Below are 25,018 nucleotides of genomic sequence, written 5' to 3' on the forward strand. Positions count from 1 at the left end.
GTGCTGGGTGGCTGAGTGTCAATGGAGTCGCCATGGATGTCGACCGCCTGCTTCCCACCCCCGAGGCAGCGGACCTCATCGCCCTCACGCGGGAGATCGCCGACAAGGAGCTCTCTTCCCGCGTGGACGAGCACGAGGCCGCCGAGACGTACCCCGAAGGCCTGTTCGCCACCCTCGGCCGGGCCGGACTGCTCGGCCTCGCCTACCCCGAGGAGTACGGCGGGGGAGGCCAGCCGTACGAGGTGTACCTCCAGGTCCTGGAGGAGCTGGCGGCGCGCTGGGCGGCCGTCGCCGTCGCCACCAGCGTCCACACGCTGGCCTGCCACCCCCTGCACTCCTTCGGCACCCCCGAGCAGAAGGAGCGCTGGCTGCCCGCGATGCTGGCCGGCGAGACGATCGGCGGCTACAGCCTCTCCGAGCCCCAGGCCGGCTCCGACGCCGCCGCCCTGTCCTGCAAGGCCGAGCTGACACCGGAGGGGTACCGCGTCACCGGCACCAAGGCGTGGATCACCCATGGCGGCAAGGCCGGCTTCTACGCCCTCTTCGCCCGCACCGCCCCCGGCAGCCACGGCATCACGTGCTTCCTCGCCCCCGGCGCCACCGAGGGCCTCTCCTTCGGCAAGCCCGAGCGGAAGATGGGCCTCCAGGCCGTCCCCACCACCTCCGCGCACTGGGACGGCGCGCTCCTCGACGCCGACCGGCTCATCGGCGACGAGGGCCAGGGGCTCCAGATCGCCTTCAGCGCGCTCGACTCCGGCCGCCTCGGCATCGCCGCCTGCGCCACGGGCCTCGCCCAGGCCGCGCTCGACGCCGCAGTCGACTACGCCAACGAGCGCACCACCTTCGGCCGGAAGATCGTCGACCACCAGGGACTCGGCTTCCTGCTTGCCGACATGGCCGCCGCGGTCGACTCCGCCCGCGCCACCTACCTCGACGCGGCCCGGCGCCGCGACCTCGGCCGCCCCTTCAGCCGCCAGGCCTCCGTGGCCAAGCTGACCGCCACGGACGCGGCCATGAAGGTGACCACGGACGCCGTCCAGGTCCTCGGCGGGTACGGATACACCCGTGACTTCCCGGTCGAGCGCTACATGCGCGAGGCGAAGATCATGCAGATTTTCGAGGGTACGAACCAGATCCAGCGGCTCGTCATCAGCCGCCAGCTCGCCCGCTGAACCTCCCGGGTTGCCGGGGTGCGCCGTCGGGCGTAGTCCGGAAGAGGGGGCCCGATCCGTCGTCTTCGGAGAGGAGTCTCATCATGCTCGGCGACCTGATCGGTGAGGAAACGGGAGAGATCACGGGTATGCGGGTGCTGTCCACGGACGGCGGCCACGCGGTCCTCGAGGCGTCGTTCCGCGCGAGCGGCACGCTCCTGGACGTCGAGGGCAACGACATGGGCACGTACGAGTCGGTCATGCGTGCCGACGGCACCCTCTTCGGAGAGGGCCAGGGGGTCACCATGACCCGCGACGGCGAGTCCGTCACCTGGCACGGCTCCGGCATCGGCCACGTAACCGAGTCCGGCGGGGTGAGCTGGCGCGGCTCGATCTTCTGGGAGAGCGCCGCCTCGCGGTTCACCCAGCTCAACGGCACCGCCGGCGTGTTCGAGTTCGAGCAGGACGAAGGCGGGAAGGTCACGGCCAAGGTCTACGAGTGGAAGTAGCGCCCTGGTCGGCCACTGCCATCCACCCATCACCACACATCCCTACGGCGGCCCGTGACGGGCCGCCGGTTCGTACGAGGAGTTCCATGGACATCGCAGGTTCCGCCGCGCTCGTCACCGGTGCCGCTTCGGGGCTCGGTGCGGCAACCGCCGCAGCGCTCGCCGCGAAGGGCGCGACCGTGTACGGGCTCGACCTCGACAAGGCGGTCGCCGGGGCCGAGGCGCCCGCGGACGGGGTCACGCTGGTCGCGGCCGACGTCACCGACGAGGAGCAGGTGCGGGCGGCGCTGGGGCGGATCGAGGAGGACGGGGCCGAGCTGCGGCTCGCGGTCAACTGCGCCGGGATCGCGCCGTCCGCGCGGGTGCTCGGGCGCAAGGGCCCGCACGACCTCGACCTCTTCCGTGCGGTCCTGAACGTCAACCTGCTGGGCACGTTCAACGTGATGCGCCTCGCCGCCGAGGTCATCGCCCGCCAGGAGCCGGACGAGAACGGTCAGCGCGGACTCGTCGTCAACACCGCCTCGATCGCGGCCTTCGAGGGCCAGGTCGGGCAGATCGCGTACGCCGCCTCCAAGGCGGGCGTCGCCGGCATGACCGTCACCGCCGCCCGCGACCTCGCCCAGTTCGGCATCCGGGTCGTCACCATCGCTCCCGGCATCGTCGACACCCCGATGATGGCTGGATTCAGCGAGGAGGTCCGCGCCGGGCTCGCCGCGAGCGTCCCCTTCCCGCAGCGGCTTGCCCGCCCCGACGAGTACGCCCGGCTCGTCACGATGGTCGCCGAGCACGACTACCTCAACGGGGAGACGATCCGGATGGACGGCGCCCTGCGGATGGCGCCGCGCTGACCTTCCCTCGTACGCCGCCCGTAGCGCGTACGCGCCCGGAGCGGCAGAGAGCACTTGGTGCCGGTAAAAGCTGGCACCAAGTGCCGGCCTCGCGCCCGCCGGATGTTAGGTTCGGGCCATGGGAACAGCCTCGACGAACTCCACGAAGCCCGCGATGCGGGACTCCCTCATCGCCGCGGCCTTCCAGCTCTTCCTGGAGCGCGGGTACGAGCAGACCACGGTCGACGACATCGTCACCCTCGCCGGGGTCGGCCGGAGGTCTTTCTTCCGGTACTTCCCGTCCAAGGAGGACGTGGTCTTCCCCGACCACGAGCAGAGCCTCGCCGACATGACCGAGTTCCTCGCCGCGAGCGCTGACACCGACGACCCGCTGCTCCGGGTCTGCGAGGCCACCCGCCTGGTCATGCGGATGTACGCCGAGAACCCCACCTTCTCCGTCCAGCGCTACCGCCTCACCCGTGAGGTGACGGGCCTGCGGACGTACGAACTCTCCGTCGTCTGGCGGTACGAGAAGACGCTCGGCGACTATCTGCGGACCCGCTTCGCCGACCGGCGCGACGGCACCCTGCGGGCCAACGTGGTCGCCGCCTCGGTGGTCGCCGCGCACAACCACGCGCTGCGCCACTGGCTGCGCTCGGGCGGCGAGGGCGACCCGCTGGCCGAGGTGGACCGGGCCCTGGAATTCGTCCGCGACACCTGGAGCGGCGAGGCGGCCGAGAGGGCCGGCGGCCCGGCCGACGAGGCCGAGGACGTCGTGGTGGTGATCACCAAGCGGTCCACGCCGATGTGGCGGGTGGTACGCGAGGTGGAGTCGAGCCTCGGCGAAAGCTGAGAGACCCCAGAGGTCTCAAAGGGATCTCAGTATCTTCAATTGAGGGAACTGAGGTCTTTATTTGATGGCACTCAGTGCCATATCGTTGCTCCATGCACGGTCGAGCCGCCGAGTGCAAGGAGAACGCATCGTGTTCCACACCGGGTCCGTAGGACTGAGGAACGGGAGCACCGCCGTCCGGACCGAGGAATCGGCCGCCGACGCCGAGCTCTACTACCAGCTCTGCCGCTGGTGCCACACCACGACCTTCCAGCGCCTGCTCTGTCCGACCTGCGGGTCGACCGACCTCGCGCCCGAACGCAGCGAGGGCGAGGGGGTGATCTCCGTACGCCGCGGGGTCGCCGCCGCCGACAACGACCTGTGGCCGGTGCACATGACCGAGGGCTTCGTCGTACGGTGCCGGGTCGACGGACCGCCGCACGCGGTGCGCCCCGGCGTACGCGTCAGGCTCTCCGACCGGGCCGCCGTGCGGGGGCACGAGCCGGTCGTCCGGCTCTGCGAGGAGGTACCGCTCGACGGCTGGATCTGATCGGGTGGTCCTGGACGAACGAACCGGCCCGGTGGCACAGAGTGCCACCGGGCCGGTTTCTCGTTCTTCCGCGCCGCTACCGCGCGCCGATCTCATCCGTCAGCTGCGGCAGGACCTCGAAAAGGTCGCCGACCACGCCGTAGTCGACCAGATCGAAGATCGGGGCCTCGGCGTCCTTGTTGACGGCCACGATCGTCTTCGAGGTCTGCATGCCCGCCCGGTGCTGGATCGCACCCGAGATGCCCGCCGCGACGTACAGCTGCGGCGAGACCTGCTTGCCGGTCTGGCCGACCTGGTTGGAGTGCGGGTACCAGCCGGCGTCGACGGCGGCACGCGAGGCGCCGACCGCCGCACCGAGCGAGTCCGCGAGCTTCTCGACGACCGCGAAGCCCTCGGCCGCGCCGACACCGCGCCCACCGGAGACCACGATCGCGGACTCGGTCAGCTCGGGGCGGCCGGTGGAGACCCGCGGGGTGCGCGAGACGACCGTGGCGGCGTTGCCGGTGAAGGCGACGGTGACGCTCTCGACCGTACCGGCGGCCGGGGCGGCCTCCGGGGCGGCGGAGTTGGGCTTGACGGTGATGACCGGCACGCCGTGCGCGACCCGCGACTTCACCTGGTACGAGGCGGCGAAGACGGACTGGGTGGCGACCGGGCCCTCGGCACCGGCCTCCAGCTCCACGGCGTCGGTGATCAGACCCGAGCCGAGGCGCAGCGCCACGCGCGCGGCGACCTCCTTGCCCTCGCCCGAGGACGTCACCAGGACGGCGGCGACCCCCTTGTCCTTGGCGATCTGGGTGAGCGCGTCGACCTTCGGTACGACGAGCTGCTCGGTGAACTCGGCGCCGTCCGCGACGTACACGGTGGCCGCGCCGTACTCGCCGGCGGTGGCCGCGATCGACGCCGCCGCCTCGCCCGCGCCGAGCACGACGGCCGTCGGCTCGCCGATCCGGCGGGCCAGCGTGAGCAGTTCGAGCGCCGGCTTGCGGACCGCACCGTCGGCGTGGTCCACGAGAACCAGGATCTCAGCCATGATTCCTTGCTCCTGAACGATAGTGACGGTGGGTCAGATGAACTTCTGGGTGGCCAGGAACGCGGCGAGCTGCTTGCCGCCGTCGCCCTCGTCGGTGACGATCGTGCCCGCCGTACGCGCCGGGCGGGCGGCGGCCGACTCGACCAGGGTCCAGGACCCGGCGAGGCCGACCTCGTCGGCGTCGATGCCGAGGTCGGCCAGGTCCAGCTCCGAGACCGGCTTCTTCTTGGCGGCCATGATCCCCTTGAAGGAGGGGTAACGGGCCTCGCCGGACTGGTCGGTGACCGAGACGACGGCGGGCAGCGGGGCTTCGAGCAGCTCGGTGGCGGCGTCGCCGTCGCGGCGGCCCTTGACCGTGCCGTCCTCGACCGAGACCTCGGAGAGCAGGGTGACCTGGGGGAGGCTCAGCCGCTCGGCGAGCAGCGCGGGCAGGACGCCCATCGTGCCGTCGGTCGACGCCATGCCGCACAGGACCAGGTCGAAACCGGTCTTCTCCAGGGCCTTGGCGAGGATCGCGGAGGTGCCGATCACGTCGGTGCCGTGGATGTCCTCGTCGTTGACGTGGACGGCCTTGTCGGCGCCCATCGACAGCGCCTTGCGCAGCGCGTCCTTGGCGTCGTCCGGGCCGACCGTGACGACGGTGACCTCGGCGTCGTCGGACTCCTCGGAGATGCGCAGCGCCTGCTCGACGGCGTACTCGTCCAGCTCCGACAGCAGGCCGTCGACCTCGTCGCGGTCGACGGTCAGGTCGTCCGCGAAGCCGCGGTCGCCGGTCGCGTCGGGTACGTACTTCACACAGACAGCGATCCTCAGGGTCACGGCCTGGCTCCTTTCAAGCGATCAAGCGGTCAACTGGCGGGGGACTACGGGAGGTTGCGCGCCATGACGATGCGCTGCACCTGGTTCGTGCCCTCGTAGATCTGGGTGATCTTGGCGTCGCGCATCATGCGCTCGACCGGGTAGTCACGGGTGTAGCCGTAGCCGCCGAGGAGCTGGACGGCGTCGGTGGTGACCTCCATCGCGACGTCGGAGGCGAAGCACTTCGCGGCCGCGCCGAAGAAGGTCAGGTCGCCCTCGACCCGCTCGGACTTGGCGGCGGCGGCGTAGGTGAGCTGGCGGGCGGCCTCCAGCTTCATGGCCATGTCGGCGAGCATGAACTGCACACCCTGGAAGTCGGCGATCGGCTTGCCGAACTGCTTGCGCTCCTTGACGTAGCCCTTCGCGTAGTCGAGGGCGCCCTGCGCGATACCGAGGGCCTGCGCGGCGATGGTGATACGGGTGTGGTCCAGGGTCTGCATCGCGGTGGCGAACCCGGTGCCCTCCGCGCCGATCATCCGGCTCGCGGGGATGCGGACGTTGTCGAGGTAGACCTCGCGGGTCGGGGAACCCTTGATGCCGAGCTTCTTCTCCGGGGCGCCGAAGGAGACACCCTCGTCGCTCTTCTCGACGACGAACGCGGAGATGCCCTTCGAGCGCTTCTCCGGGTCGGTGACGGCCATCACCGTGTAGAACTCGGACTCGCCGGCGTTGGTGATCCACCGCTTCACGCCGTTGAGCACCCAGAAGTCGCCGTCGCGGACCGCGCGGGTCTTCATGCCGGCCGCGTCCGAACCGGCGTCCGGCTCCGACAGGCAGTAGGAGAACATCGCCTCGCCCTTGGCCAGCGGGCCGAGGTAGGTCTTCTTCAGCTCCTCCGAACCGGACAGGATCACCGGGAGCGAGCCGAGCTTGTTCACCGCCGGGATCAGCGAGGACGAACCGCAGGCGCGGGCGACCTCCTCGATCACGATCACGGTCGCCAGCGCGTCCGCGCCCGCACCCCCGTACGCCTCCGGGACGTGGACGGCGTGCAGGTCGGCCGCGACCAGCGCCTCAAGGGCCTCCTGCGGGAAGCGGGCCTCCTCGTCGACCGCCGCGGCGAACGGCGTGATCTTCGCCTCCGCCAGCGCGCGGACCGTCTCCCGGAGCATCTCGTGCTCCTCCGACAGGCGATACAGATCGAAGTCCTTGCCCATGATGGTGAGCTCCCCTAAGGCTTGTGGCACTGAGTACCCTCAGCAAAACACACTCAGTGCCACAGGCGCCAGTGGCTACGGTGGGCGGCATGGTGGCGGGCGGCGGTCGTGGCGACGAACTGGAGATCATCTCGGTCGAGGAGACCGGCCCCGGCACGGCCGTGTGCCTGGTCCGCTGCCTCGCGGGCGTGGCGCGGGTCGGCGGACGCTTCGAGACCGGGACGCCGGTCCTCGACCGCATGGACCGCGCGGAGCACGTACCGGTCGATTTCATCGACCCGCCGCACACCGCGAAGGCCCGCTTCTCCGGGGAGGGCGTCCGCGCACTCCGCCCCCGGATCGTGATGAGCTCGACGGGCCCCCGGCGCTACGTCTACTGAGGCCCGCCCGGCGTGTGGCGCGCGGCCCGCGAGGCGGAGCCCGGCACGGTGATCCGTACGCGCGCGGACTTCGAGGCCTGGGCCGCCCGGCGGACCCGGACCGAACTGGCGGAACCGTTCACCTACGTCGTCGACCGGACGGTCTGCTCCGCCTCGCCCCGCGCCGCGGCGAACACGTCGCGTGCGCGGGTCGGGAGTCGGTGTACGCGGCGGGGGAGATCGCCTTCGTGCCCGGCCCCGCCGGCTGGGAGGCGGTGGGGACCAGCAACCAGTCCACCGGTTTCTGCCCCGACCCCGACTCCTGGCCCGCGGTGGCCACCGCCCTGACCCGCGCGGGTCTCGCCCACCCGGGCGGCTTCACGCACGCGATCGTCTTCCGGCGGTGCACCGGGTGCGGCGCGCCGAACCTCGTAAGAGGCCCTGTTCTCCCGGACCCACGTGAACCCCTACGGCCGGTTCGAGCTGGACATGAACTCCCACCTCGACCTCGCCGCCGCGGCGGCCACGATTCCCGGGCCCCGCACCGCGCCCAGGGCGGAATCCGTCCGATCGGCGGCGAAGGGTGCGGGCGGGTCGGCATTCCGAAGTCCCGTGCGCCCTGCGGCACGCCAGGCTTTTCCGCTTGCCGCTGATCACCGTATCGGGTGAATGGGGGGCGCAATCGGCGTCATTGGAGCGCGTGGACCTTTCTCTGCGGCGACACTGGCGGGAAGACGGCTCAGGAGTTTCCGATGCGGCAGACCCTCAGCGCACCGAGGCCGGTATGGCCGGTGACAGGCCGCGGCCTGTGCGCCGTTGTGCTGTTCGCCCTCCTGTCCCTGCTCCACGCGACGCTCAGCCCCGGCGCCTCGCATCTCGCGGCACTGGACCTGGACAGTTGCCTGCGGCAGCACGGCCCGGCGGCGGGCGTGCAGACGCGTGTGGCTGCGCCGGTCGCCTTTCTCGCCGAGGCGCGGGCCGTCGGCCATCACGACGGCGGCACCGCGCGGTCATGCGAGGCGTCCGTCTTCGGGCCGCGTCAAGCGGCGGCGGGCCTGTCCGATTCCTTTGCGACCACCGGCGTCGCCTCGTGTGGCCAGGCGGCAACGCTGCCGGCCCGGGTCGCGGGAGCGGACGCCACGCGTCTGGCCTCTCCCCTGATGCCGGCCGGTTCGCTCGTCCTGCGCTGCTGACGGGCCCGACCCGCCCCCCGTCCGCTCCGGCGGGAGGGGGCAGCGGCCTCGGCCCCGTCTTCCTTCCACGACCGCAGTGCAGGAGCCTCAGCATGCCCATGGACACCTACGCCGTCATCGGCGCGCTCGTACGCGCGGAGATCGCCCGAACCCACACAGTGCAGCCGACCGGTCCGAGGAGCGCGGAGCGCACCGGCCGGCGCCTGGCACCCGCTTGTGCGACCACTGCACCCGTCACCGCACGGTGGCGCTCGGCGTGTTCTCTCGCGGCGGTGTTTCTGCGGATCCGCTCGCGGTCCGCTCTCACTCGCGCCCTACATCTGGCAAGGGCGAGCGAATGAGCGGATTGCGCCTGCAACAAACGGCGCGGTGTTGTTCACGTCACTCTCCTCGAGCGGAAGTTGATCAAAGTCATGGGTTCGGGTCGGGTAACGTTTTGGTGTCGGGATGAATCAGTGGTCGGGGGTGCAGTGGTGATGCGGCGCATGGCGGCAACAGTGATGATGCTGACTGCGGCCGTACTGCTGCACTTCCTGACCCCCCATCATTCCGCCGTCGCCTCGAACGGGGTGTCGGCGATGGCACCCGCAATCGCAGCGGAGTCCCGCAAACCGCACGGGCACTCATCCACGTTCACCCTCGCGGGCACCGGCTCGAACCATCACGAGGCGGCAGTCGACACCCTCGCCCGGCCTCCCCGCGCAGTCGTGGAAGAGACCCAGCCGCCGTCAGCGGTCGCGGTCGCGGCGGCCGTCGACCCGGACACCTCACTCGGCGCCTCGCAGCGATCCCGACCGCGTAAGGCGAGAGACGCCTGCAACCCGACCGCAGGGACCACGCCCACCAACAGCAGCCTGCAGATCTTCCGCTGCTGATCGGCAGCGTGCCGCACACGCGCCATGACAGTCCCCTGCCCACCGGGCATCGTCGGGAGCCGAGAGGCTCACCGGCCTGCTTCCCGTGGCCTGATGCGCCCTGTCGCGCCCTGTCGCGTCCTACGGCACGCCTCTCCTCGCAATTCCTGAGTCCTTGTCGACCCATCAAGAGCACGAGGCCGACCATGCAGTCACTCATCGAACACGCCCGTACGTTTCCCACCCGGATCTCCGAGCAGCAGCAGGAGTTCGCACAGCTCGCCCACGGCCAGCAGCCGCAGGCCCTGTTCATCTCCTGCTCTGACTCCCGCGTCATCCCGTCCCTGTTCACCGGCGCCAGGCCCGGTGACCTCTTCGAGCTGCGCACCGCAGGCAACATCGTCCCGCGTTACCGGGCGCGGGCAGCCTGTGGAGTTGCCGGATCCCTCGAATTCGCCGTCCAGGTCCTGCAGGTGTCGGACATCGTGGTGTGCGGGCACTCGCACTGCGGCGCCGTGCAGGGGCTGATGCGCGAGCAGACCGTGCAGCACCTGCCTCTGGTCCGGCGCTGGCTCGCCTGGGCCGGACACCGGGCCGGCGGCGATGAGCCGTGGCAGACCCGCGGGCTCGGCCAGGACCCGGTCTCCGTCACGCAGCAGCACGTCCTGACACAGCTCGACCATCTGCGCAGCTACCCGTGCGTCGCCCGGCGCCTGTCCTCGGGGCGGCTGCGCCTGCACGCCTGGTACTACACCGTCGAGACCGGCGATGTCCTGGCCTGTGCGCCGGGCAGCCGCGCCTTCAAGCCCCTGTGAGCCGACCGGACGACGGTCCCTCCGTCCGCTCCGGTCGCCACTTCGCGACGTTCCTTCCTCCATCAGAAAGAACGCCATGACCTCACAGATCTCATCCCTCCGGCGCGCGCTGCGCACCGACTTCACCTCCTCCCTCGTCGTCTTCCTGGTCGCGGTGCCGCTGTGCGTGGGCGTCGCCGTCGCCTCCGGTGTCCCGGCCGAACTCGGCCTGATCACCGGCATCGTGGGCGGTCTGCTCACCGGCCTGCTGCCCGGCAGCAGCCTCCAGGTCAGCGGCCCGGCCGCCGGTCTGACCGTGCTCGTCTTCACCGCCGTGCAGGAGTACGGCGTGCCCGCCCTCGGCGTCATCGTCCTTGCGGCCGGCCTGCTCCAGCTCGTCCTCGGCGCCCTGCGGTGGGGCCGGTTCTTCCGGGCCATCTCGCTGTCCGTGGTGCACGGCATGCTCGCCGGCATCGGCCTGGTCCTGATCGCCGGACAGCTGTACACGCTGGCCGACTCGAAGGCGCCCGGCAGCGGAATTGCGAACATCGCAGGGCTGCCCGGGCTGCTGGCCGACGTGGTCGGCTCCGGCCCGTCCCTTACCGCGGTCGGTGTCGGCGCCGGCACCGTCGTGATCATGACGGTGTGGAAGAAGCTGCCCGGCAAGGCGCAGATGCTGCCCGGCCCGCTGGTCGCCGTGGGCGCGGCGGTGGCCGCGACCGCCGTCTTCGACCTGCCCGTCAAGCGGGTCGAGGTCAGCGGTCTGCTGGACGCCGTCCAGCCGCCCGCCCTCGCGGACTTCGGGCAGCTGACCGAGATCGGCCTGCTGACCACGATCATTGCTTTCACGCTCATCGCCTCGGCCGAGTCGCTGTTCAGCGCGGCGGCGGTCGACCGGCTCCACGACGGGCCGAAGACCGACTACGACAAGGAGCTGATGGCCCAGGGGGCGGGCAACACCCTCTGCGGACTGCTCGGCGCGCTGCCCATGACCGCGGTGATCGTCCGCAGCGCCGCGAACGTGCAGGCGGGCGCCCGCACCAAGCTCTCCCGCGTTCTGCACGGTGTGTGGCTGCTGCTGTTCGCAGCCCTGCTGCCCGGCGCGCTCGGCCTGATCCCCGTGGCGGCGCTCGCCGGCGTCCTCATCCACGCGGGCTTCAAGCTCCTGCCCGTCAAGGAGCTGGGGCCGCTGTGGCGTCAACACCGCGGCGAGGCCGTGGTGCTGGTCATCACGGCGGGGGCGATCCTGGTCACCAACATGTTCGAAGGCGTACTGATCGGACTGCTGCTTGCGGTGGCCAAGGCCGCGTGGGAGGTCTCCCATGTCCACATCGAAGCCGAGGACACCGGTGCCGGTGCGGTGCGCGTCCGGATCGTGGGCAACGCGACCTTCCTGCGGCTGCCGACCATCCTGGACGCCCTGGAGAAACTGCCCCGTGACCGTCCGGTCGAGCTCAACCTCGCTGGGCTGCGTCACCTCGACCACGCCTGCATGAGCACCCTGCAGAACTGGGCGGACCAGCACAACGCGCACACCGTCCAGCCTGCTCAGGCCCAGGCCCAGGCCCCGGCCTGAGCAGACCTGCGTGGGGCGGCGGCACCCTGGCCGCCCCACGCAGACCCGGCGACAGACAGGGTGAACAGGGTTCCCGCCGTTGCGGCGTTCATCCGTATCGCCAGGACGATGACGAACAGCGCCGTACGGGAAGCGGCCACGTCCGCTGAAGCGGCGTGCGCCTGAGCGGCACCCGCTCTCCAAGACCGCCTCCGTCTTCGGCCGGCCACGACGCGCCACTCTCCCCTCCTCCCGCATGTCGCACATCTGCGCAGGTCAGAGCGTCGTTAACGGACATGACAACGGGCACCGGTGCAGCCTTTGCCTCTTCGGCCCACGCTGTGTTCCCCTGCGGGGAAGGACACCGAGAACCGGGGAGGACGGCGGTCATGAGCGGCCACAGTCACAGTCACAGTCACGGGGCGGGCGGTCACGCGTCGGGCCGGCACCGGTGGCGGCTGGCGGTCTCCTTCGGACTGATCGCCTCGTTCTTCGGCGTCGAGCTGGCCTACGGATTGCTGTCCGGCTCGCTCGCCCTGCTGTCCGACGCCGGACACATGGCCGCCGACGTCGTCGCCCTGGGCGCCGCGCTGGTGGCCACCCGCATCGCCACCCGACCGGACACGACCGGCCGCCGCACCTACGGCTCCTACCGCGCGGAGGTGTTCGCCTCCCTGCTGTCGGTCCTACTGATGCTGGGCGTCGCCGTCTATGTAGTGATCGAGGCCATAGGCCGCATCGGCGCCTCCGCCGAGGTCGCCGCCGGCCCGATGCTCGTCGTCGGAGCGATCGGTCTCGCCGTCAACCTGGTCGCGATGCTCCTGCTCCGCGCAGGCGCGTCCGAGAGCCTCAACGTCAAGGGCGCCTACATGGAGGTCGTGGCCGACACGGCGGGCTCGGTCGGCGTGATCGTCGCGGGCTGGCTGGTGGCCGCGACCGGCCAGCCGGTGTGGGACACCGTGATCGCCCTCGCCATCGGCGCCTTCATCTCCGTACGCGCCGTCGCCCTGGGCCGGGAGGTCTTCGCCGTCCTCGGCCAGCATGCCCCGGCCGGCATGGACCCGGCCGACGTGGCCGACGACCTGGCATCCGTCGACGGTGTCAAGGACGTCCACGACCTGCACCTGTGGACGCTGACCTCGGGCATGAACGTGGCCACCGCCCACCTGGTCACCGCCGACGGTGCCAACAACCACGCCGTCCTCGACCAGGCCCGCGACCTGCTCCGCGACCGCCACGGCGTGGCCCACGCGACCTTGCAGGTCGAACCTTCGGACCACCATGGCTGTGACCGCGTCGGCTGGTAGACAGCGGAACAGACCCAGACCGGTGCCAGGCGGGCGATGACCCCGCCCCCCCCGCAGGAGGCCCTGCTCGGCTCAGCGCCACCGGCGAAAGCAAGTCGCGGCACTGGCTACGCAAGACCGCCGCGGCAGGCGGCCCGTGCTCGAACAGCCTGCCGGCGACGACCGGCGAAGCCGTCCACCCGTGCCCCACCCACGAAACCCACCACGCCACCCCCGAGGAGACCGCACGATGAGCAGTGCGCCCGCCACCGCCCCCACCACAGCCGTCTCCCCATCAGGCGCTCTCAAGCGCCGGCTGAGGCTACTGGCCCTGGCCTCCCTTCTCGCCGGGGCGGACCTGGGCATCAAGGCGTGGGCCGAGCGCACCCTGCCGGGTTCCCCCATCGAGGCCGGCCCACTCGACCTCCAGCTCGCTTTCAATCCCGGTGTCGCGTTCTCCTTCGCCGCCGACGCCCCGGCCTGGACCGTCCTCGCCGTCACCGGGTTGATCACGGCCGCAATCGCAATCACCTTGTGGCGCACCGCCCGGACCGCCCGCCGGCCGTGGAACATCGCGCTCGCCGCCGTCCTCGGCGGCGCACTCGCCAACCTCATCGACCGCGCCCCGGACGGACAGGTCACCGACTACCTGCACACCGGCTGGTGGCCCACCTTCAACCTCGCCGACGTCTTCATCGTCTGCGGCGGCCTGCTGATCGTCGCCCTCTCCTGGCGGACCGACCAGCAAGAAGCGGCGTAGCCGCTCGCCGTTTCTCTCACAAACGGTCCTTTGCGCGAGCAAGATCAATCGCGGGCCGCCGGACTCCCGCCGATCCCCGATTCGTCCTCAGAACCCGTTCTCACTCAAAAGCGGGACAGATCCCCTTCTGAGACTTGCATGGTGCGAAAATCCGGGCCCATGACGGACCCTCAGCGGCCTTTCCCGACCGACCGGTCGGACGCGGACGACGTCGAACAGCACGCCTGTCCGAAGTGTGACGCCCAGCCCGGCTCGCCGTGCCGCTCGCGCGGCGGCCCACGCCGACTTCGCAGCCCTCACTGGCAGCGAGGTTCCTGAACCCCGTGCAGAGGCCAAGGTCCTATCGACACCCTGAGTTGCTTGTCACTTCGCGGCGGCTTCGGGAGAACAGAGCCTAAGAGAAGGGGAGTACGTCTGCGCCCTGTGCGGGGACGCCCTCCCGGAGGAGTGGAACCCGGAGCACGGGAACCCGGCGGCCTGACGGTCCCCGGCCGAGGGGCTCAGAGGGCCACGACGGTCGTTTCCGTGGCCTTCACGCTCGTCCAGACGGGAGTTCCGTCGCCGAGGGCGAGGTCGGCCGCCGCCTGCGGGGTGATCTCGGCGACCAGGTCGGGGGCCAGGTCCGAGGTGACGAGGACGCGGAGGCGGCTGCCGCTCGCGGTGATCTCCCGTACGGTGCCGGGCCAGACGTTACGGGGGCTGCCGCCGGGCTTTTCGCGGTGGACGGAGACGGCCTCGGGGGCGATGACGGCGAGGGCCTCCGTGCCGGCCGGGAGCGGGTCCGCGACGACGAGGGTGCCGCCGCCGGCGAGCGCGAGGCCGTCGGTGGTGGCGGTGCCGGGCCAGGCGTTGCGGCCGAGCATCCGGGCGACCCAGGGGGAGCGCGGGTGCCGGGTCACCTCGGCCGGGGTGTCGTCCTGGAGCGCGCGGCCCTCGTCGAGGACGAGCACCCGGTCCGCGAGGGAGACGGCCTCCACGGGGTCGTGGGTGACGATCAGACAGACGCCGTCGAACTCCTGGAGATGGGTGCGCAGGGTGTGGCGGACATGGGCCCGGGTGGTCTGGTCGAGGGCGGCCAGCGGCTCGTCGAGGACCAGCAGCCGGGGCCGCGCGGCCAGCGCACGGGCGAGCGCCACCCGCTGCGCCTGACCGCCGGAGAGCTGGGCGGGGCGGCGGTGGGCGAGGTGCCCGACGCCGAGCCGGTCGAGCCACAGCTGCGCGGTCCGCCGCGCCTCGGCCCGGCGCACCCCCTGGACGCGCAGCCCGTACGCGGTGTTGGCGAGCGCCGACAGATGCGGGAAGAGCGCGCCGTCCTGCGGGACCCAGGCGACATGACGGCGGTGCGGCGGAAGGTCGGTGACCTCGACGTCCCCCAGGCGGAGGGCGGCGTGGGCGCGCGGCGTGAGACCGAGCAGCGCGCGCAGGAGGGTGGTCTTCCCGGCGCCGTTCGGCCCCACGACGGCGATCGTCGTGCCGGGCGCGGCGTCCAGGGAGAGCCGGGTGAAGCCGGTGACCTCGGCGTGCAGCGACCACTGCTGCCCGGAGGCTTCCCGCCGGGGTACGTCGACGGCCGGCGGCGTCGTGGGCGGGGGCACGTCCGCCGCGGCCCCCTCCACCGGGGCCGTGACACGGCGTGGGCGGTCGGACGGCGCGCCCGTCCAGCGGCCCCGGAGCGCGATCAGCACCGTCATCGCGATGACGAGGAGAAGGAGGGAGACCGAGGTCGCCGCCTCCGGTTCGTCCTGGAGCAGCAGATACACCTGGAGCGGCAGCGTCTGCGTGGTGCCGGGCAGGTTCCCGGCGAAGGTGATCGTGGCGCCGAACTCGCCGAGCGCCCGCGCCCAGGTCAGGGCCGCGCCGGCGATCAGCCCGGGCGCCACCATCGGCAGGGTGACGGTGAAGAAGACCCGTACCGGCGAGGCGCCGAGCGAGGCCGCGGTCTCCTCGTACCGGGGCCGCAGCCCGCCCAGGGCGCCCTCCAGGCTGATGACGAGGAACGGCATCGCGACGAAGGTCGCGGCGAGGACCGCGCCCGAGGTGTGGAAGGGGAGGGTGATGCCGAAGGTGTTCTCCAGCCAGGGGCCGAGCAGCCCGCGGCGGCCGAACGCCAGGAGCAGCGCCACCCCGCCGACCGTGGGCGGCAGCACCATCGGCAGCAGGACCAGCGAGCGGACGATCGCCTTGCCCGGGAAGGAGACGCGGGCGAGCAGCCAGGCCAGCGGCACGCCGAGGAGCAGGGAGAGGCCGAGCGACCAGAACGACACCACCAGGGAGAGCCGCAGCGCTTCGACCGTCCCGGGTGAGCCGAGGTGGTCGGCGAGTTCGCCCCACTGGGTCCGTACGAGGATGCCGACCAGCGGCAGCAGCAGGAACGCCACGGCCACCACGGCCGGGACGGCCAGGGTGAGGGGCGCGCGGGGGCCGGAGGGGCGGCTGCCGGTTCGTTTCATGGCTGGATTCCCGCGGGTCGGTTCGAGGTGAGGGGGTGGGGGCTGGCCGTCCCCCCGGATCGGGCGGCCCCCACCCCCTCGGCTTCTTCCGGGGTTACGGCTTCTGGAAGCCGGCGTCCTGGAGGATCTTCTGGGCCTCGGGCGAGGACAGCCAGGCGACGAAGGCGGCGGCGGCCTCGGCGTTCTTGGAGCCCTTGAGCGTGGCGGCCGGGTACTCGGCGATCGCGTTCTGCGCGTCGGGGATCTCGACCGCGTCGACCTTGTCCTGGGCGCTCGCCGCGTCGGTCTTGTAGACGAGTCCGGCGTCGGCCTCGCCCAGGTCGACCTTGCTGAGCACGGCGCGGACGTTCGGCTCCTGGGAGACCGGCTTCACCGTGATCTTCTGGGCGTCGAGGATCTTCTGGCTGTACTTGCCGGCCGGCACCTCCGGCGCGGCGAGCACGACCTTCAGCTCGGTGTCCGCGAGGTCCTTCAGCCCGTCGACCTTGTGCGGGTTGCCCTCGCCGGTGGCGATGACGAGCCGGTTCCTGGCGATGACCGCCGGGGTGCCCGTGTCGGCCTTCACCTTGTCCATGCTCTTGGTGTCGGCGGTGACCAGGGCGTCGGCGGGCGAGCCCTGCCCGACCTGGGCGACCAGTTCCTGCGAGCCGGCGAAGGAGAAGGTGACCTTGGTGCCGGGGTGGGACTTCTCGTACGCGGCGCCCGCCGTCTTGAAGACGTCGGTGAGGGACGCGGCGGCCAGGACCGTCAGGTTCGCCTGCGGCGTGCCGCTGCCCTTGGAGGCGCCGGCGTCCTTCGCGGTCCCGTCCTCGCCGCAGGCGGCGAGGGGGAGGAGCAATGCGGCGGTGGCGACGGCGGCGGCGGCCCGGCGTCCGGTGAACGTGAACCTACGGGGCATGGAGTGGGCTCCTTGTGAGGTGACGAGCCGCGCCGGTGACGGACGCCGCCGCTCGGAGGTGCGCTCTTGGGCGCGCTCGGAAGTGCGCTCTGAGGTGCGCTCGGAGAGTGCGTGAGGGTCGGTCAGGGCTCAGGTGCGGTCGATGTGCACGCTGGTCGACTTCACGCGGGCGGTGGCCTGCATGCCGACTTCCAGTCCCAGCTCCTCCACGGCCTCGCGGGTGAGCAGCGAGACCAGCCGGTGCGGACCGGCCTGGATCTCGACCTGGGCCGCGACGTCACCGAGCTTGATCGCGGTGACGATCCCGGGGAAGGCGTTGCGCGCCGAGGTGTAGGACGCCTCGTCCTCCCCGCCGCTCTGGGCGATCTCCACGGAGAACGCGGCCAGGTCACGGCCGTCGATCAGCCGCCGGCCGCTCTCGTCGCGATGGGTCGCGACGCGACCGGCGTCGGCCCAGCGCCGCGCGGTGTCGGGGCTGACGCCGAGCAGACGGGCCGCCTGCCCGATGGTGTAGGACTGCATGTGCGACACCGTAGAGCGATGGAGCTGGCATCTGCAACAAGTCTGTGTGTCCCTCCATCGCGAATGCAAGGCGTCTGGAGAAAGGGACGAGGGGGCGGTGCGTACGGGGGTCCGGGTACCGGAGTCTCAGCCGCGCTCGCGGAGCCGGAGGTACGCCTCCAGCTCGGCGGCTCCGGTCAGCATCGCCCGCCCACGGGCGGAGAGCCGGCCGTGCCAGTCGGACAGCGCGGCCTCCAGGGGCTCGAGGCCGCCGGCCGCCCGCACCTGGGCGATCAGCGGGGCGATCTGCTCCAGGAGGTAGCCGCCGCGCCTGAGCTGGTGGGCCAGCCGGGCGTCCCGTACGTCGGCCTCGTCGTAGACGCGGTACCCGGTCCGCGGGTCGCGGCGCGGGCGCACGAGTCCGGCGCGCTCCCATTTGCGTAGCGTCGCGGGCCGGATGCCGAGCTTCCCCGCCAGCGGTCCGATGAACGTCTCGCCGGAAGGCCCGGAAGGCCCGGAAGGCCCGGAAGGCCCGGAAGGCCCGGAAGGCCCGGGCGGACCTGGCTCCGCGATGGGCTCCAGGTCCTTGAGCGCGCGCTCCACGGCGTGGAGGGTCCGCCGGTCGTCGAGGAGCTGGGCGTGGCTCTCGTCGATGAGCCGGAACGCCTCCTCGGCCGCGCCGCCGTTCACCGCCCGCATGATCGACGTCGCCGTCCGGTGGCCGTGGCCGGGCGCCAGGGCGAGAAAGGCGCGCAGGGCCGCCGCGTGGAGCGGCGTGTAGGCGCGGTAGCCGGAGGGCGTGCGGTCGGCGGCCGGGAGGATGCCGGCCTCCTCGTAGTTCCTGATCGCCTGCGTGGACAGACCGTGCCCGCGCGCCAGATCGACCGGCCTGAGTCGCCCGTCGGTTTGAAGGTTTCGTCCCATGCTCGTCCCATGCACCTGCGGATATCGCGCGAAAGTTTCAATCGCAGGTTCAACGATACCGTTGAAGGCATGGCTACCGACATCCAGGACACCGCCCATCCCGTCGACGCGGCCGCCGTCATGAGGCTGCTTCCGTCCCGGCCGAGGCTGCTCGCCCTGGGCGAGCCGACCCACGGCGAGGACGACCTGCTGCACCTGCGCAACGAGCTCTTCCGGCAGCTCGTCGAGCAGGAGGGCTACCGGACGATCGCGCTCGAGAGCGACTGCTTGCGGGGTCTGATCGTGGACGACCACGTCACCTCGGGCACGGGGACCCTCGACGAGGTCATGGAGCACGGATTCAGCCACGGCTGGGGCGCCTCCGCGGCCAACCGCGAGCTCGTGCGCTGGATGCGCGCCCACAACGTCCGCGCCGACGCCGACGGCCGGCCCGCGTCCGAGCGGCTCCGCTTCGCCGGCTTCGACGGCCCGCTGGAGATCACCGCCGCCGCGAGCCCCCGCCAGGCCCTCACCGCCCTCCACGGCTACCTCGCGGCCCAGGTGGACGCGGACCTGCTCCCCTGTACGGCGGAGACACTCGACCGCCTGCTCGGCGCCGACGACCGGTGGACCGAACCCGCCGCGATGATGGACCCGGCCCGGTCCGCGGGACAGTCGGCCGAGGCCGGTCAACTACGGCTGATCGCCGACGACTTGGGGGCGCTGCTCGACGAGCGGACGCCCCATCTCCGCACGGCGACCTCGCGGGAGGACTGGGACCGGGCGCGGCTGTCCGCGCGTACCGCGACCGGCCTGCTCCGCTACCACCACTGGATGGCCGACACCTCACCGGCCCGCATGCCCCGGCTGCTGGGCGTACGGGACCAGATGATGGCCGACAACCTCCTCGCCGTCGCCGCACGAGGCCCGGTGCTGGTGTACGCCCACAACTCCCATCTCCAGCGGGAGAAGAGCACGATGCGGATGTGGGAGGGGCCGGTGGAGTGGTGGAGCGCCGGTGCGTTGGTGAGCACCCGGCTCGGCGAGGAGTACGCCTTCGTGGCCACCGCCCTCGGCACGATCCGGCACCAGGGAGTGGACGCGCCGCCGGTGGACACCCTCGAAGGGCTCCTGTACGCGCTCCCGGGCGACCGCTGCGTCATCGACGCCCGGCGCCTCGCCACCGCCCTGGGCGATACGCGGCCGGCGCCCCGCGTCTCCCCCTGGTTCGGCTACGCCCCGCTCGACCCGGCCCACCTGGCGGACAGCGACGGCGTCGTCTTCGTCAAGGACGTCCGGAAGAGCTAGCCATCGACACCGAGGCCGGCGTCGCCGATCGCCGGCTTGCCCGCGGCCTTGAGGATCTTGTTGAGCGGCCCGAGGTCGTAGATGCCCTTCAGGTCGGGCTGCTTGAGGAGGCCTGCCTTGACGGCGTGGTCGGCCTGGGCCTGGAGGGTCGCGGCGAGCGGGTCGGCGGTGAACTGGATGGAGGGCCAGGCGCTGTCGATGACCTTGGGGCCCAGGGGCTTTCCGGTGAGTTCCTTCAGCTTGGCGTTGGCGGATGCCTTGGCCTTGTCGGGGTTGGCGTTGATCCACTCGTTGGTCTTCACCGAGCCGCGCAGTACGGCCTCGACGACGTCGGGGTGCTCGCCGAGGAACTTCTGCGACACGATGATGTTCGTGATCACGAACTTCTTGTCGGGCCACAGCGACGACTCGTCGAGAAGGACCTTCCCGCCCTCGCTCACCAGCTTGGAGGCGGTCGGTTCCGGTACCCAGGCGCCGTCGATGGAGCCGGACTTGTAGGCGTCGGGGGTGACCTTGTTGTCCGTGCGGAGGACGGAGACGTCGCCCTTGCCGCTCTGGGCGTCGACCTTCCAGCCCTGTTCGGAGATCCAGTTGAGGAAGGCGACGTCCTGGGTGTTGCCGAGCTGCGGGGTGGCGATCCGCTTGCCCTTGACGTCGTCCAGGGTCCGGATCTTCTCGGGGTTGACGACCAGCTTCACGCCGCCGGAGGCCGAACCGCCGATGATCCGGAGGTTCTTGCCCTTGGACTTGGTGTAGCCGTTGATCGCGGGGGAGGGGCCGATGAAGCCGATGTCGATGGAGTCCGCGTTCAGCGCCTCGATCTCGGAGGGGCCGGCGTTGAAGGTGGAGACCTTCAGCTGCGTCCCGCCCAACTCCTTCTGGATGATGCCCTCTTGGTCGCCGACGAGGGCGGTGGCGTGGGTCAGGTTCGGGAAGTAGCCGACGCGGACCGACTCCGTCGAGAGCTTCGCGCCCTCGGCGGCCACCTTCTTCTCGTCGGTCGCGGCATCGGAGCCGTAGCCGCACGAAGCGAGCAGCAGGGGGAGCGCCGCTACGGCGGCGACGGTACGCAGGGTGGTGAACGGTCTGGCGGCAGACACAGAGGTGTCCTCTCGGGTGCTGGGCGAGCAGGAAGGTGCGTACGTACGGACAGCGGGGCGGGCAAGCCGGGAAGGCGGCTGCGCGGGGCGGCGCTGAGCGTCAGGCGGCGCGACAGATGGCGCTGGAGTGACGGCCGAGGTCGATGTGGCGACGGGAGGTCAGCAGGGTCGACAGGCGGTCCACGCGGTCGAACGTTCGCATGGGCACTGCCGCCACCCTCCCGGGATCCCTAGTTCTCCTACCTGGCTGATAGGGATCGTGGCAGAACGAGACGGCCATCCCAAGAGGGTGTTCACATGCCGGACGGAACCGTCTCAGGGATTGGTCCAGGCCTCCGGGGCGCTGGCCAGCTCCGTCACCTCGGCAGGCAGTTGTGCCGTCGCCACGTCGGCGAGCGAGACGCCTTCGAGGATCTCGCGCACGTTGGACCGCAGCGCGACCCACAGCGGCAGGAGCGACTCGGCGGGACCTGTGTACGTGAGGTCCGGGGGCCGGACGCCGCGCACCGAGACGAGCGGTCCCTCCACGACGCGTATGACGTCCGCGATGCTGATGGCCTCGGCGGGCCGCGCCAGTCGGTAGCCGCCGTTGCCGCCCCGCCGGCTCACCACGAGACCGCCCCGGCGCATGTCGTTCAGGATGCCTTCGAGGAACTTGTGGGGGATGTCCTGCGCCTCGGAGATGGCCTCCGCCTTCAGTGGCTCGTCGTCCCGCGACGCGGCGAGCTGCAGCGCGGCACGTACCGCGTAGTCCGCCCTGGCTGAGATCCGCATGCCCGCAGTATCCCGCACGGCCTGCACCACGCGCCCGCACGGCCTGGGCCAACGCGCCCGTACGGCCCCGACCGCGCCCCGGTGGGCCCGATCGGACGCTGTGGTAGCTTGCCGTAGCCAGTCGAACTCACGTGCGTGACGTACGGAGTCAGGGAATCCGGTGCGAATCCGGAGCTGACGCGCAGCGGTGAGGGTGACGGGCGGGGCACGAAGCCACTGGACCGGGGAGCCGGTCCGGGAAGGCGCTCCGTCCGGGTGATCCCGAGTCCGAAGACCTGCTGGCGGTATCCGTACGACACGGGCCCCGCGCATGGGCCCTCGACGCCGAGGAAGAGCCGTGGCCTTCGCCTGCCCAGCCGCCCGCACCTTCACCCTGCTCCTCTCCGGAGCCCTGCTGCTGACCGGCTGCGGAGGTGGCGGCGGAGGCGCCGGCAGCGCCGGCGCGGGCAAGGGCGACTCCTCGGCCGCCACCGGCCCACGGTCGGTCGAGAACTGCGGCCGTACGGTCGAGATCGCGGGCGGCGGCCCCCGCCGGGCGGTCTCGCTCAACCAGGGCACGACCGAGATCATGCTCTCCCTGGGCCTCGCCGACCGGATGGTCGGCACCGCGACCTGGACCGACCCGGTGATGAAGGGCCTGGAGAAGGCCGCCGCCGACGTCCCGCGGCTCGCCGAGAACTACCCCTCCTTCGAGAAGGTCCTCGACACCGAACCCGACTTCGTGGCGGCCTCGTTCGCCTCCACTCTCGCCAAGGGTGGCGTGGCCACCCGCGAGCAGTTCGAGAAGCTCGGCGTCCCCACATACCTCTCCCCGTCCGACTGCCAGGGCAAGGACAACAGCGGCGGGGGCGACGGCAAGCGCACCGAGCCGCTGACCATGGAGGCCGTCTACGGCGAAGTCCGCGACCTGGCCCGGGTGTTCGGCGTCGAGGAGCGCGGTGAGGCGCTCGTCGCCGAGCTCAAGGGCCGCGTCGCGAAGGCCACCGAGGGGCTCGACGCGCAAGGCGTCAGCGTCCTCTACTGGTTCTCCGACTCCGAGTCCCCCTACATGGCGGGCTGTTGTGGCGCACCCGGGGTCATCACCCGGGAGACCGGGGTGAAGAACGTCTTCGACTCCACCACCGACGAATGGCCACAGATCGGCTGGGAGGCGGTCGCCGACCGTGACCCCGACATCCTGGTGATCGGTGACCTCACGCGTAAGGCGCAGTCCGGGGAGAGTGCGGCGAAGAAGATCGAGTTCCTGGAGTCCCACCCCGTGACGAAGACGATGGACGCCGTACGGAACAAGCGGTACGTCCTCCTCAGCGGCCAGGCCATGAACCCGACGATCCGTACCGTCGAGGGCATCGAGCAGCTCGCCGCCGGCCTGCGCCGCCACCACCCCACCCGATGACCCGTACCCTCGCGCACCTCGCGCTCGGGTGCGTCGCCCTGGTCCTCTCCCTCGCCGTCGCGGTCACCATCGGCCCCGCCGACATCGGCGTCGGCGACGTCCTGTCCGTCGTCGCCTCCCACCTCGGCGGGGAACCCTCGGGCCTCAGCCCGATCAGGGACGGCATCATCTGGAACCTGCGGCTCCCGCGCACTCTTCTCGCCGCCGTCTGCGGCGCCGGACTCGCGCTCTGCGGCGCCGTGATGCAGTCCCTCCTGCGTAACCCGCTCGCCGACCCCTTCGTCCTCGGTGTCTCCTCCGGGGCGTCGACCGGGGCCGTCGTGGTCGTCGTCCTCGGCGTCGGCGGGGGAGCCCTCTCCGTCTCGGCGGGCGCGTTCGCCGGCGCGCTCTGCTCCTTCGCCGCGATGCTCCTGCTGAGCCATGTCCTCGGCGGTACGACCGACCGGGTCGTCCTGTCCGGTGTCGCTGCCATGCAGCTGTTCTCCGCGCTGACCTCGTTCGTCGTCGTCACCTCCGCCGACGCCGAGACGACCCGCGGCGTCCTCTTCTGGCTCCTCGGCTCGCTCGGCGGCGCCGGCTGGACCGACGTATGGCTGTGCCTCGCCGTCCTGGTCCCGACGCTCGCCGTCTGCCTCGGGTACGCCCGTACGCTGGACGCCTTCGCCTTCGGCCAGGACGCGGCGGCCACCCTCGGTGTACGGGTCGCCCGGACCCGGCTCGTGCTGCTCTGCGCCACCGCCCTGCTCACCGCGGCCCTCGTCAGCTCGGCCGGCGCGATCGGTTTCGTCGGCCTCGTCCTGCCGCACGCCGCACGCGCCCTCGTCGGGCCGGGGCACGGCCGGCTGCTGCCCGTCACCGCGCTCGGCGGAGCCGTCTTCCTCGTCTGGGTCGACACCCTCGCCCGTACCGTCCTCGAACCGCAGGAAGTGCCGGTCGGGGTCGTCACCTCGCTCGTCGGCGTACCCGCCTTCGTCCTCGTCCTGTACCGGAGCCGGAGCGCCCGCCGATGACACTCAGCGCCGACCGCGTCACACGGACCGCCGCAGGACGGCTGATCCTCGACGGCGTCACCCTCACCGCCGAACCCGGCACCACGACCGGTCTCCTCGGCCCCAACGGCTCCGGGAAGTCGACCCTCCTGAGGCTGCTCTGCGGCGTCCTCGCCCCCGCTTCCGGCGTGGTCCGCCTCGACGGCGACCCGCTCCACGACCTGCGGCGGCGGGACGTCGCCCGGCGGGTCGCGGTCGTCGAGCAGCAGGCCGACACGCTCGTCGAGCTCGGTGTGGCCGACGTCGTACGTCTCGGCCGTATCCCGCACCGCCGCGCCTGGAGTCCGGCCTCCGCCGCGGACGAGGAGGCGGTACGGAACGCCCTGCACCGCACCGGCCTCACCGACCGCGCGGACCAGCCCTGGCACACCCTGTCCGGCGGCGAACGCCAACGGGCCCAGATCGCCCGCGCCCTCGCCCAGGAGCCGCGCGAACTCCTCCTGGACGAGCCCACCAACCACCTCGACATCCAGCATCAGTTGGAACTGCTCGACCTGGTGACGAGCCTGCGGATCACCACCGTCGTGGCGCTCCACGACCTGAACCTGGCCGCGATGTACTGCGACACGATCGTCATGCTCGCCGAGGGGCGGGTGGTCGCCGCCGGCGCCCCGCGCGAGGTCCTCACGGCACCCCTGATCGCCGAGGTCTACGGCGTCCGCGTGGAGATCAGCCACCCCACCGCCGACGCCCGCCCGCACCTCCGCGTCCTGGGCACGGTCGCCACCCGGCGCGCCTAGCGCCCGCCGGAGGATCCTGCGAATCGAGCCCGGACGGGCTCTCTCGCCCCTCGCGCCACCCTGACCAGCCCACTTCCAGGTGGCCGGGTGTGCCTGAGGGGCAGGTGTCCGGGAGGCCTGATCGCACACCATGCGGCTCATGGGCCGATTAGATTGGTCATGCGCCTGACAGCGGGGGCGT

26 protein-coding genes and 1 riboswitch are annotated in these 25,018 nt (G+C 71.5%); of the genes, 16 read left to right on the forward strand and 10 right to left on the reverse strand.

Translation table 11 applies throughout. The features are described 5' to 3' along the window. Positions 1-32: 32 nt before the first annotated feature. From Q5762_RS30340 to Q5762_RS30360, 5 genes are all read left to right on the forward strand, one after another. Positions 33-1,172 carry an acyl-CoA dehydrogenase family protein gene (locus tag Q5762_RS30340; RefSeq protein ID WP_315895475.1) on the forward strand — a complete coding sequence of 380 codons (1,140 nt, stop codon included), beginning with the start codon at positions 33-35 and terminating at the stop codon, positions 1,170-1,172. Between the two features lie 83 nt (positions 1,173-1,255). Next, positions 1,256-1,660, forward strand: a complete 405-nt coding sequence (locus Q5762_RS30345) for a hypothetical protein (RefSeq protein ID WP_315895476.1) — start codon at positions 1,256-1,258, stop codon at positions 1,658-1,660. An 86-nt stretch (positions 1,661-1,746) separates the two neighbouring features. After that, positions 1,747-2,508 (forward strand): SDR family NAD(P)-dependent oxidoreductase, encoded by a 762-nt coding sequence (locus tag Q5762_RS30350; RefSeq protein WP_315895477.1) that lies wholly within the window; start codon positions 1,747-1,749, stop codon positions 2,506-2,508. A 118-nt stretch (positions 2,509-2,626) separates the two neighbouring features. Beyond that, the gene (locus Q5762_RS30355) at positions 2,627-3,340 is read left to right on the forward strand and encodes a TetR family transcriptional regulator (protein ID WP_315895478.1); all 714 of its coding nucleotides are present in this window, start codon (positions 2,627-2,629) and stop codon (positions 3,338-3,340) included. A 130-nt stretch (positions 3,341-3,470) separates the two neighbouring features. Further along, entirely contained in the window at positions 3,471-3,869 is a 399-nt protein-coding gene (locus tag Q5762_RS30360) for a zinc ribbon domain-containing protein (protein WP_315895479.1), read from the forward strand. Between the two features lie 76 nt (positions 3,870-3,945). On the opposite strand, the gene Q5762_RS30365 is transcribed toward Q5762_RS30360, so the two are convergent. The 3 genes from Q5762_RS30365 to Q5762_RS30375 are packed head-to-tail and all read right to left on the reverse strand — an operon-like array spanning position 3,946 to position 6,917. Beyond that, positions 3,946-4,902: an electron transfer flavoprotein subunit alpha/FixB family protein gene (locus tag Q5762_RS30365; RefSeq protein WP_315895480.1), complete on the reverse strand. Its 957-nt coding sequence runs from the start codon at positions 4,900-4,902 to the stop codon at positions 3,946-3,948. Positions 4,903-4,935: 33 nt separating this feature from the next. Continuing rightward, the gene (locus Q5762_RS30370) at positions 4,936-5,721 is read right to left on the reverse strand and encodes an electron transfer flavoprotein subunit beta/FixA family protein (protein WP_315895481.1); all 786 of its coding nucleotides are present in this window, start codon (positions 5,719-5,721) and stop codon (positions 4,936-4,938) included. A gap of 44 nt (positions 5,722-5,765) precedes the next feature. Continuing rightward, the gene (locus Q5762_RS30375; protein WP_315895509.1) at positions 5,766-6,917 is read right to left on the reverse strand and encodes an acyl-CoA dehydrogenase family protein; all 1,152 of its coding nucleotides are present in this window, start codon (positions 6,915-6,917) and stop codon (positions 5,766-5,768) included. Positions 6,918-7,006: 89 nt separating this feature from the next. On the opposite strand from Q5762_RS30375, the gene Q5762_RS30380 reads away from it, so the two are divergent. From Q5762_RS30380 to Q5762_RS30410, 7 genes are all read left to right on the forward strand, one after another. Next, positions 7,007-7,297, forward strand: a complete 291-nt coding sequence (locus Q5762_RS30380) for a hypothetical protein (RefSeq protein WP_315895482.1) — start codon at positions 7,007-7,009, stop codon at positions 7,295-7,297. Positions 7,298-8,028: 731 nt separating this feature from the next. Then, positions 8,029-8,469: a hypothetical protein gene (locus Q5762_RS30385; protein ID WP_315895483.1), complete on the forward strand. Its 441-nt coding sequence runs from the start codon at positions 8,029-8,031 to the stop codon at positions 8,467-8,469. 485 nt (positions 8,470-8,954) lie between these two features. Continuing rightward, positions 8,955-9,344, forward strand: coding sequence for a hypothetical protein (locus Q5762_RS30390; protein WP_315895484.1), 390 nt, complete (start codon positions 8,955-8,957; stop codon positions 9,342-9,344). 185 nt (positions 9,345-9,529) lie between these two features. Further along, positions 9,530-10,138, forward strand: coding sequence for a carbonic anhydrase (locus Q5762_RS30395; protein WP_315895485.1), 609 nt, complete (start codon positions 9,530-9,532; stop codon positions 10,136-10,138). Positions 10,139-10,214: 76 nt separating this feature from the next. After that, positions 10,215-11,693 carry a SulP family inorganic anion transporter gene (locus Q5762_RS30400; RefSeq protein WP_315895486.1) on the forward strand — a complete coding sequence of 493 codons (1,479 nt, stop codon included), beginning with the start codon at positions 10,215-10,217 and terminating at the stop codon, positions 11,691-11,693. 368 nt (positions 11,694-12,061) lie between these two features. Next, entirely contained in the window at positions 12,062-12,979 is a 918-nt protein-coding gene (locus Q5762_RS30405; protein ID WP_315895487.1) for a cation diffusion facilitator family transporter, read from the forward strand. Between the two features lie 229 nt (positions 12,980-13,208). Then, positions 13,209-13,718 (forward strand): signal peptidase II, encoded by a 510-nt coding sequence (locus Q5762_RS30410; protein ID WP_315895488.1) that lies wholly within the window; start codon positions 13,209-13,211, stop codon positions 13,716-13,718. Positions 13,719-14,218: 500 nt separating this feature from the next. On the opposite strand, the gene Q5762_RS30415 is transcribed toward Q5762_RS30410, so the two are convergent. From Q5762_RS30415 to Q5762_RS30430, 4 genes are all read right to left on the reverse strand, one after another. Next, positions 14,219-16,168 (reverse strand): ABC transporter permease, encoded by a 1,950-nt coding sequence (locus Q5762_RS30415; RefSeq protein ID WP_315895489.1) that lies wholly within the window; start codon positions 16,166-16,168, stop codon positions 14,219-14,221. A 94-nt stretch (positions 16,169-16,262) separates the two neighbouring features. Beyond that, positions 16,263-17,066, reverse strand: coding sequence for a molybdate ABC transporter substrate-binding protein (gene modA / locus Q5762_RS30420; protein WP_315895490.1), 804 nt, complete (start codon positions 17,064-17,066; stop codon positions 16,263-16,265). A gap of 129 nt (positions 17,067-17,195) precedes the next feature. Further along, positions 17,196-17,588 (reverse strand): helix-turn-helix transcriptional regulator, encoded by a 393-nt coding sequence (locus Q5762_RS30425; RefSeq protein WP_315895491.1) that lies wholly within the window; start codon positions 17,586-17,588, stop codon positions 17,196-17,198. A gap of 126 nt (positions 17,589-17,714) precedes the next feature. Next, positions 17,715-18,491 carry a TioE family transcriptional regulator gene (locus tag Q5762_RS30430; protein WP_315895492.1) on the reverse strand — a complete coding sequence of 259 codons (777 nt, stop codon included), beginning with the start codon at positions 18,489-18,491 and terminating at the stop codon, positions 17,715-17,717. Positions 18,492-18,560: 69 nt separating this feature from the next. On the opposite strand from Q5762_RS30430, the gene Q5762_RS30435 reads away from it, so the two are divergent. Continuing rightward, entirely contained in the window at positions 18,561-19,778 is a 1,218-nt protein-coding gene (locus Q5762_RS30435) for an erythromycin esterase family protein (protein WP_315895493.1), read from the forward strand. Here the strand turns inward: Q5762_RS30435 and Q5762_RS30440 are convergent. From Q5762_RS30440 to Q5762_RS30450, 3 genes are all read right to left on the reverse strand, one after another. Then, entirely contained in the window at positions 19,775-20,878 is a 1,104-nt protein-coding gene (locus Q5762_RS30440) for an aliphatic sulfonate ABC transporter substrate-binding protein (protein WP_315895494.1), read from the reverse strand. The two genes, Q5762_RS30435 and Q5762_RS30440, sit on opposite strands and share 4 nt — an antisense overlap. 100 nt (positions 20,879-20,978) lie before the next feature. Next, positions 20,979-21,080 carry a putative leader peptide gene (locus Q5762_RS30445; RefSeq protein ID WP_315895495.1) on the reverse strand — a complete coding sequence of 34 codons (102 nt, stop codon included), beginning with the start codon at positions 21,078-21,080 and terminating at the stop codon, positions 20,979-20,981. A 113-nt stretch (positions 21,081-21,193) separates the two neighbouring features. Next, complete coding sequence (locus tag Q5762_RS30450; RefSeq protein WP_315895496.1) at positions 21,194-21,652, reverse strand: Rrf2 family transcriptional regulator; 459 nt, start codon at positions 21,650-21,652, stop codon at positions 21,194-21,196. 101 nt (positions 21,653-21,753) lie between these two features. Continuing rightward, positions 21,754-21,950, forward strand: a riboswitch (cobalamin riboswitch). Between the two features lie 12 nt (positions 21,951-21,962). Here Q5762_RS30450 and Q5762_RS30455 point away from each other — a divergent pair. From Q5762_RS30455 to Q5762_RS30465, 3 genes are read left to right on the forward strand one after another with little or no spacing between them, the layout of a single operon-like run. Beyond that, positions 21,963-23,048 carry an ABC transporter substrate-binding protein gene (locus tag Q5762_RS30455; protein ID WP_399495302.1) on the forward strand — a complete coding sequence of 362 codons (1,086 nt, stop codon included), beginning with the start codon at positions 21,963-21,965 and terminating at the stop codon, positions 23,046-23,048. Next, the gene (locus tag Q5762_RS30460) at positions 23,045-24,058 is read left to right on the forward strand and encodes an iron chelate uptake ABC transporter family permease subunit (protein WP_315895498.1); all 1,014 of its coding nucleotides are present in this window, start codon (positions 23,045-23,047) and stop codon (positions 24,056-24,058) included. The genes Q5762_RS30455 and Q5762_RS30460 overlap by 4 nt, the downstream gene beginning before the upstream one ends. Further along, positions 24,055-24,837 carry an ABC transporter ATP-binding protein gene (locus Q5762_RS30465; protein WP_315895499.1) on the forward strand — a complete coding sequence of 261 codons (783 nt, stop codon included), beginning with the start codon at positions 24,055-24,057 and terminating at the stop codon, positions 24,835-24,837. Before Q5762_RS30460 ends, Q5762_RS30465 begins: the two co-directional genes overlap by 4 nt. Positions 24,838-25,018: the final 181 nt, after the last annotated feature.

Source organism: Streptomyces sp. P9(2023), assembly GCF_032436795.1.
GTDB lineage: Bacteria > Actinomycetota > Actinomycetes > Streptomycetales > Streptomycetaceae > Streptomyces.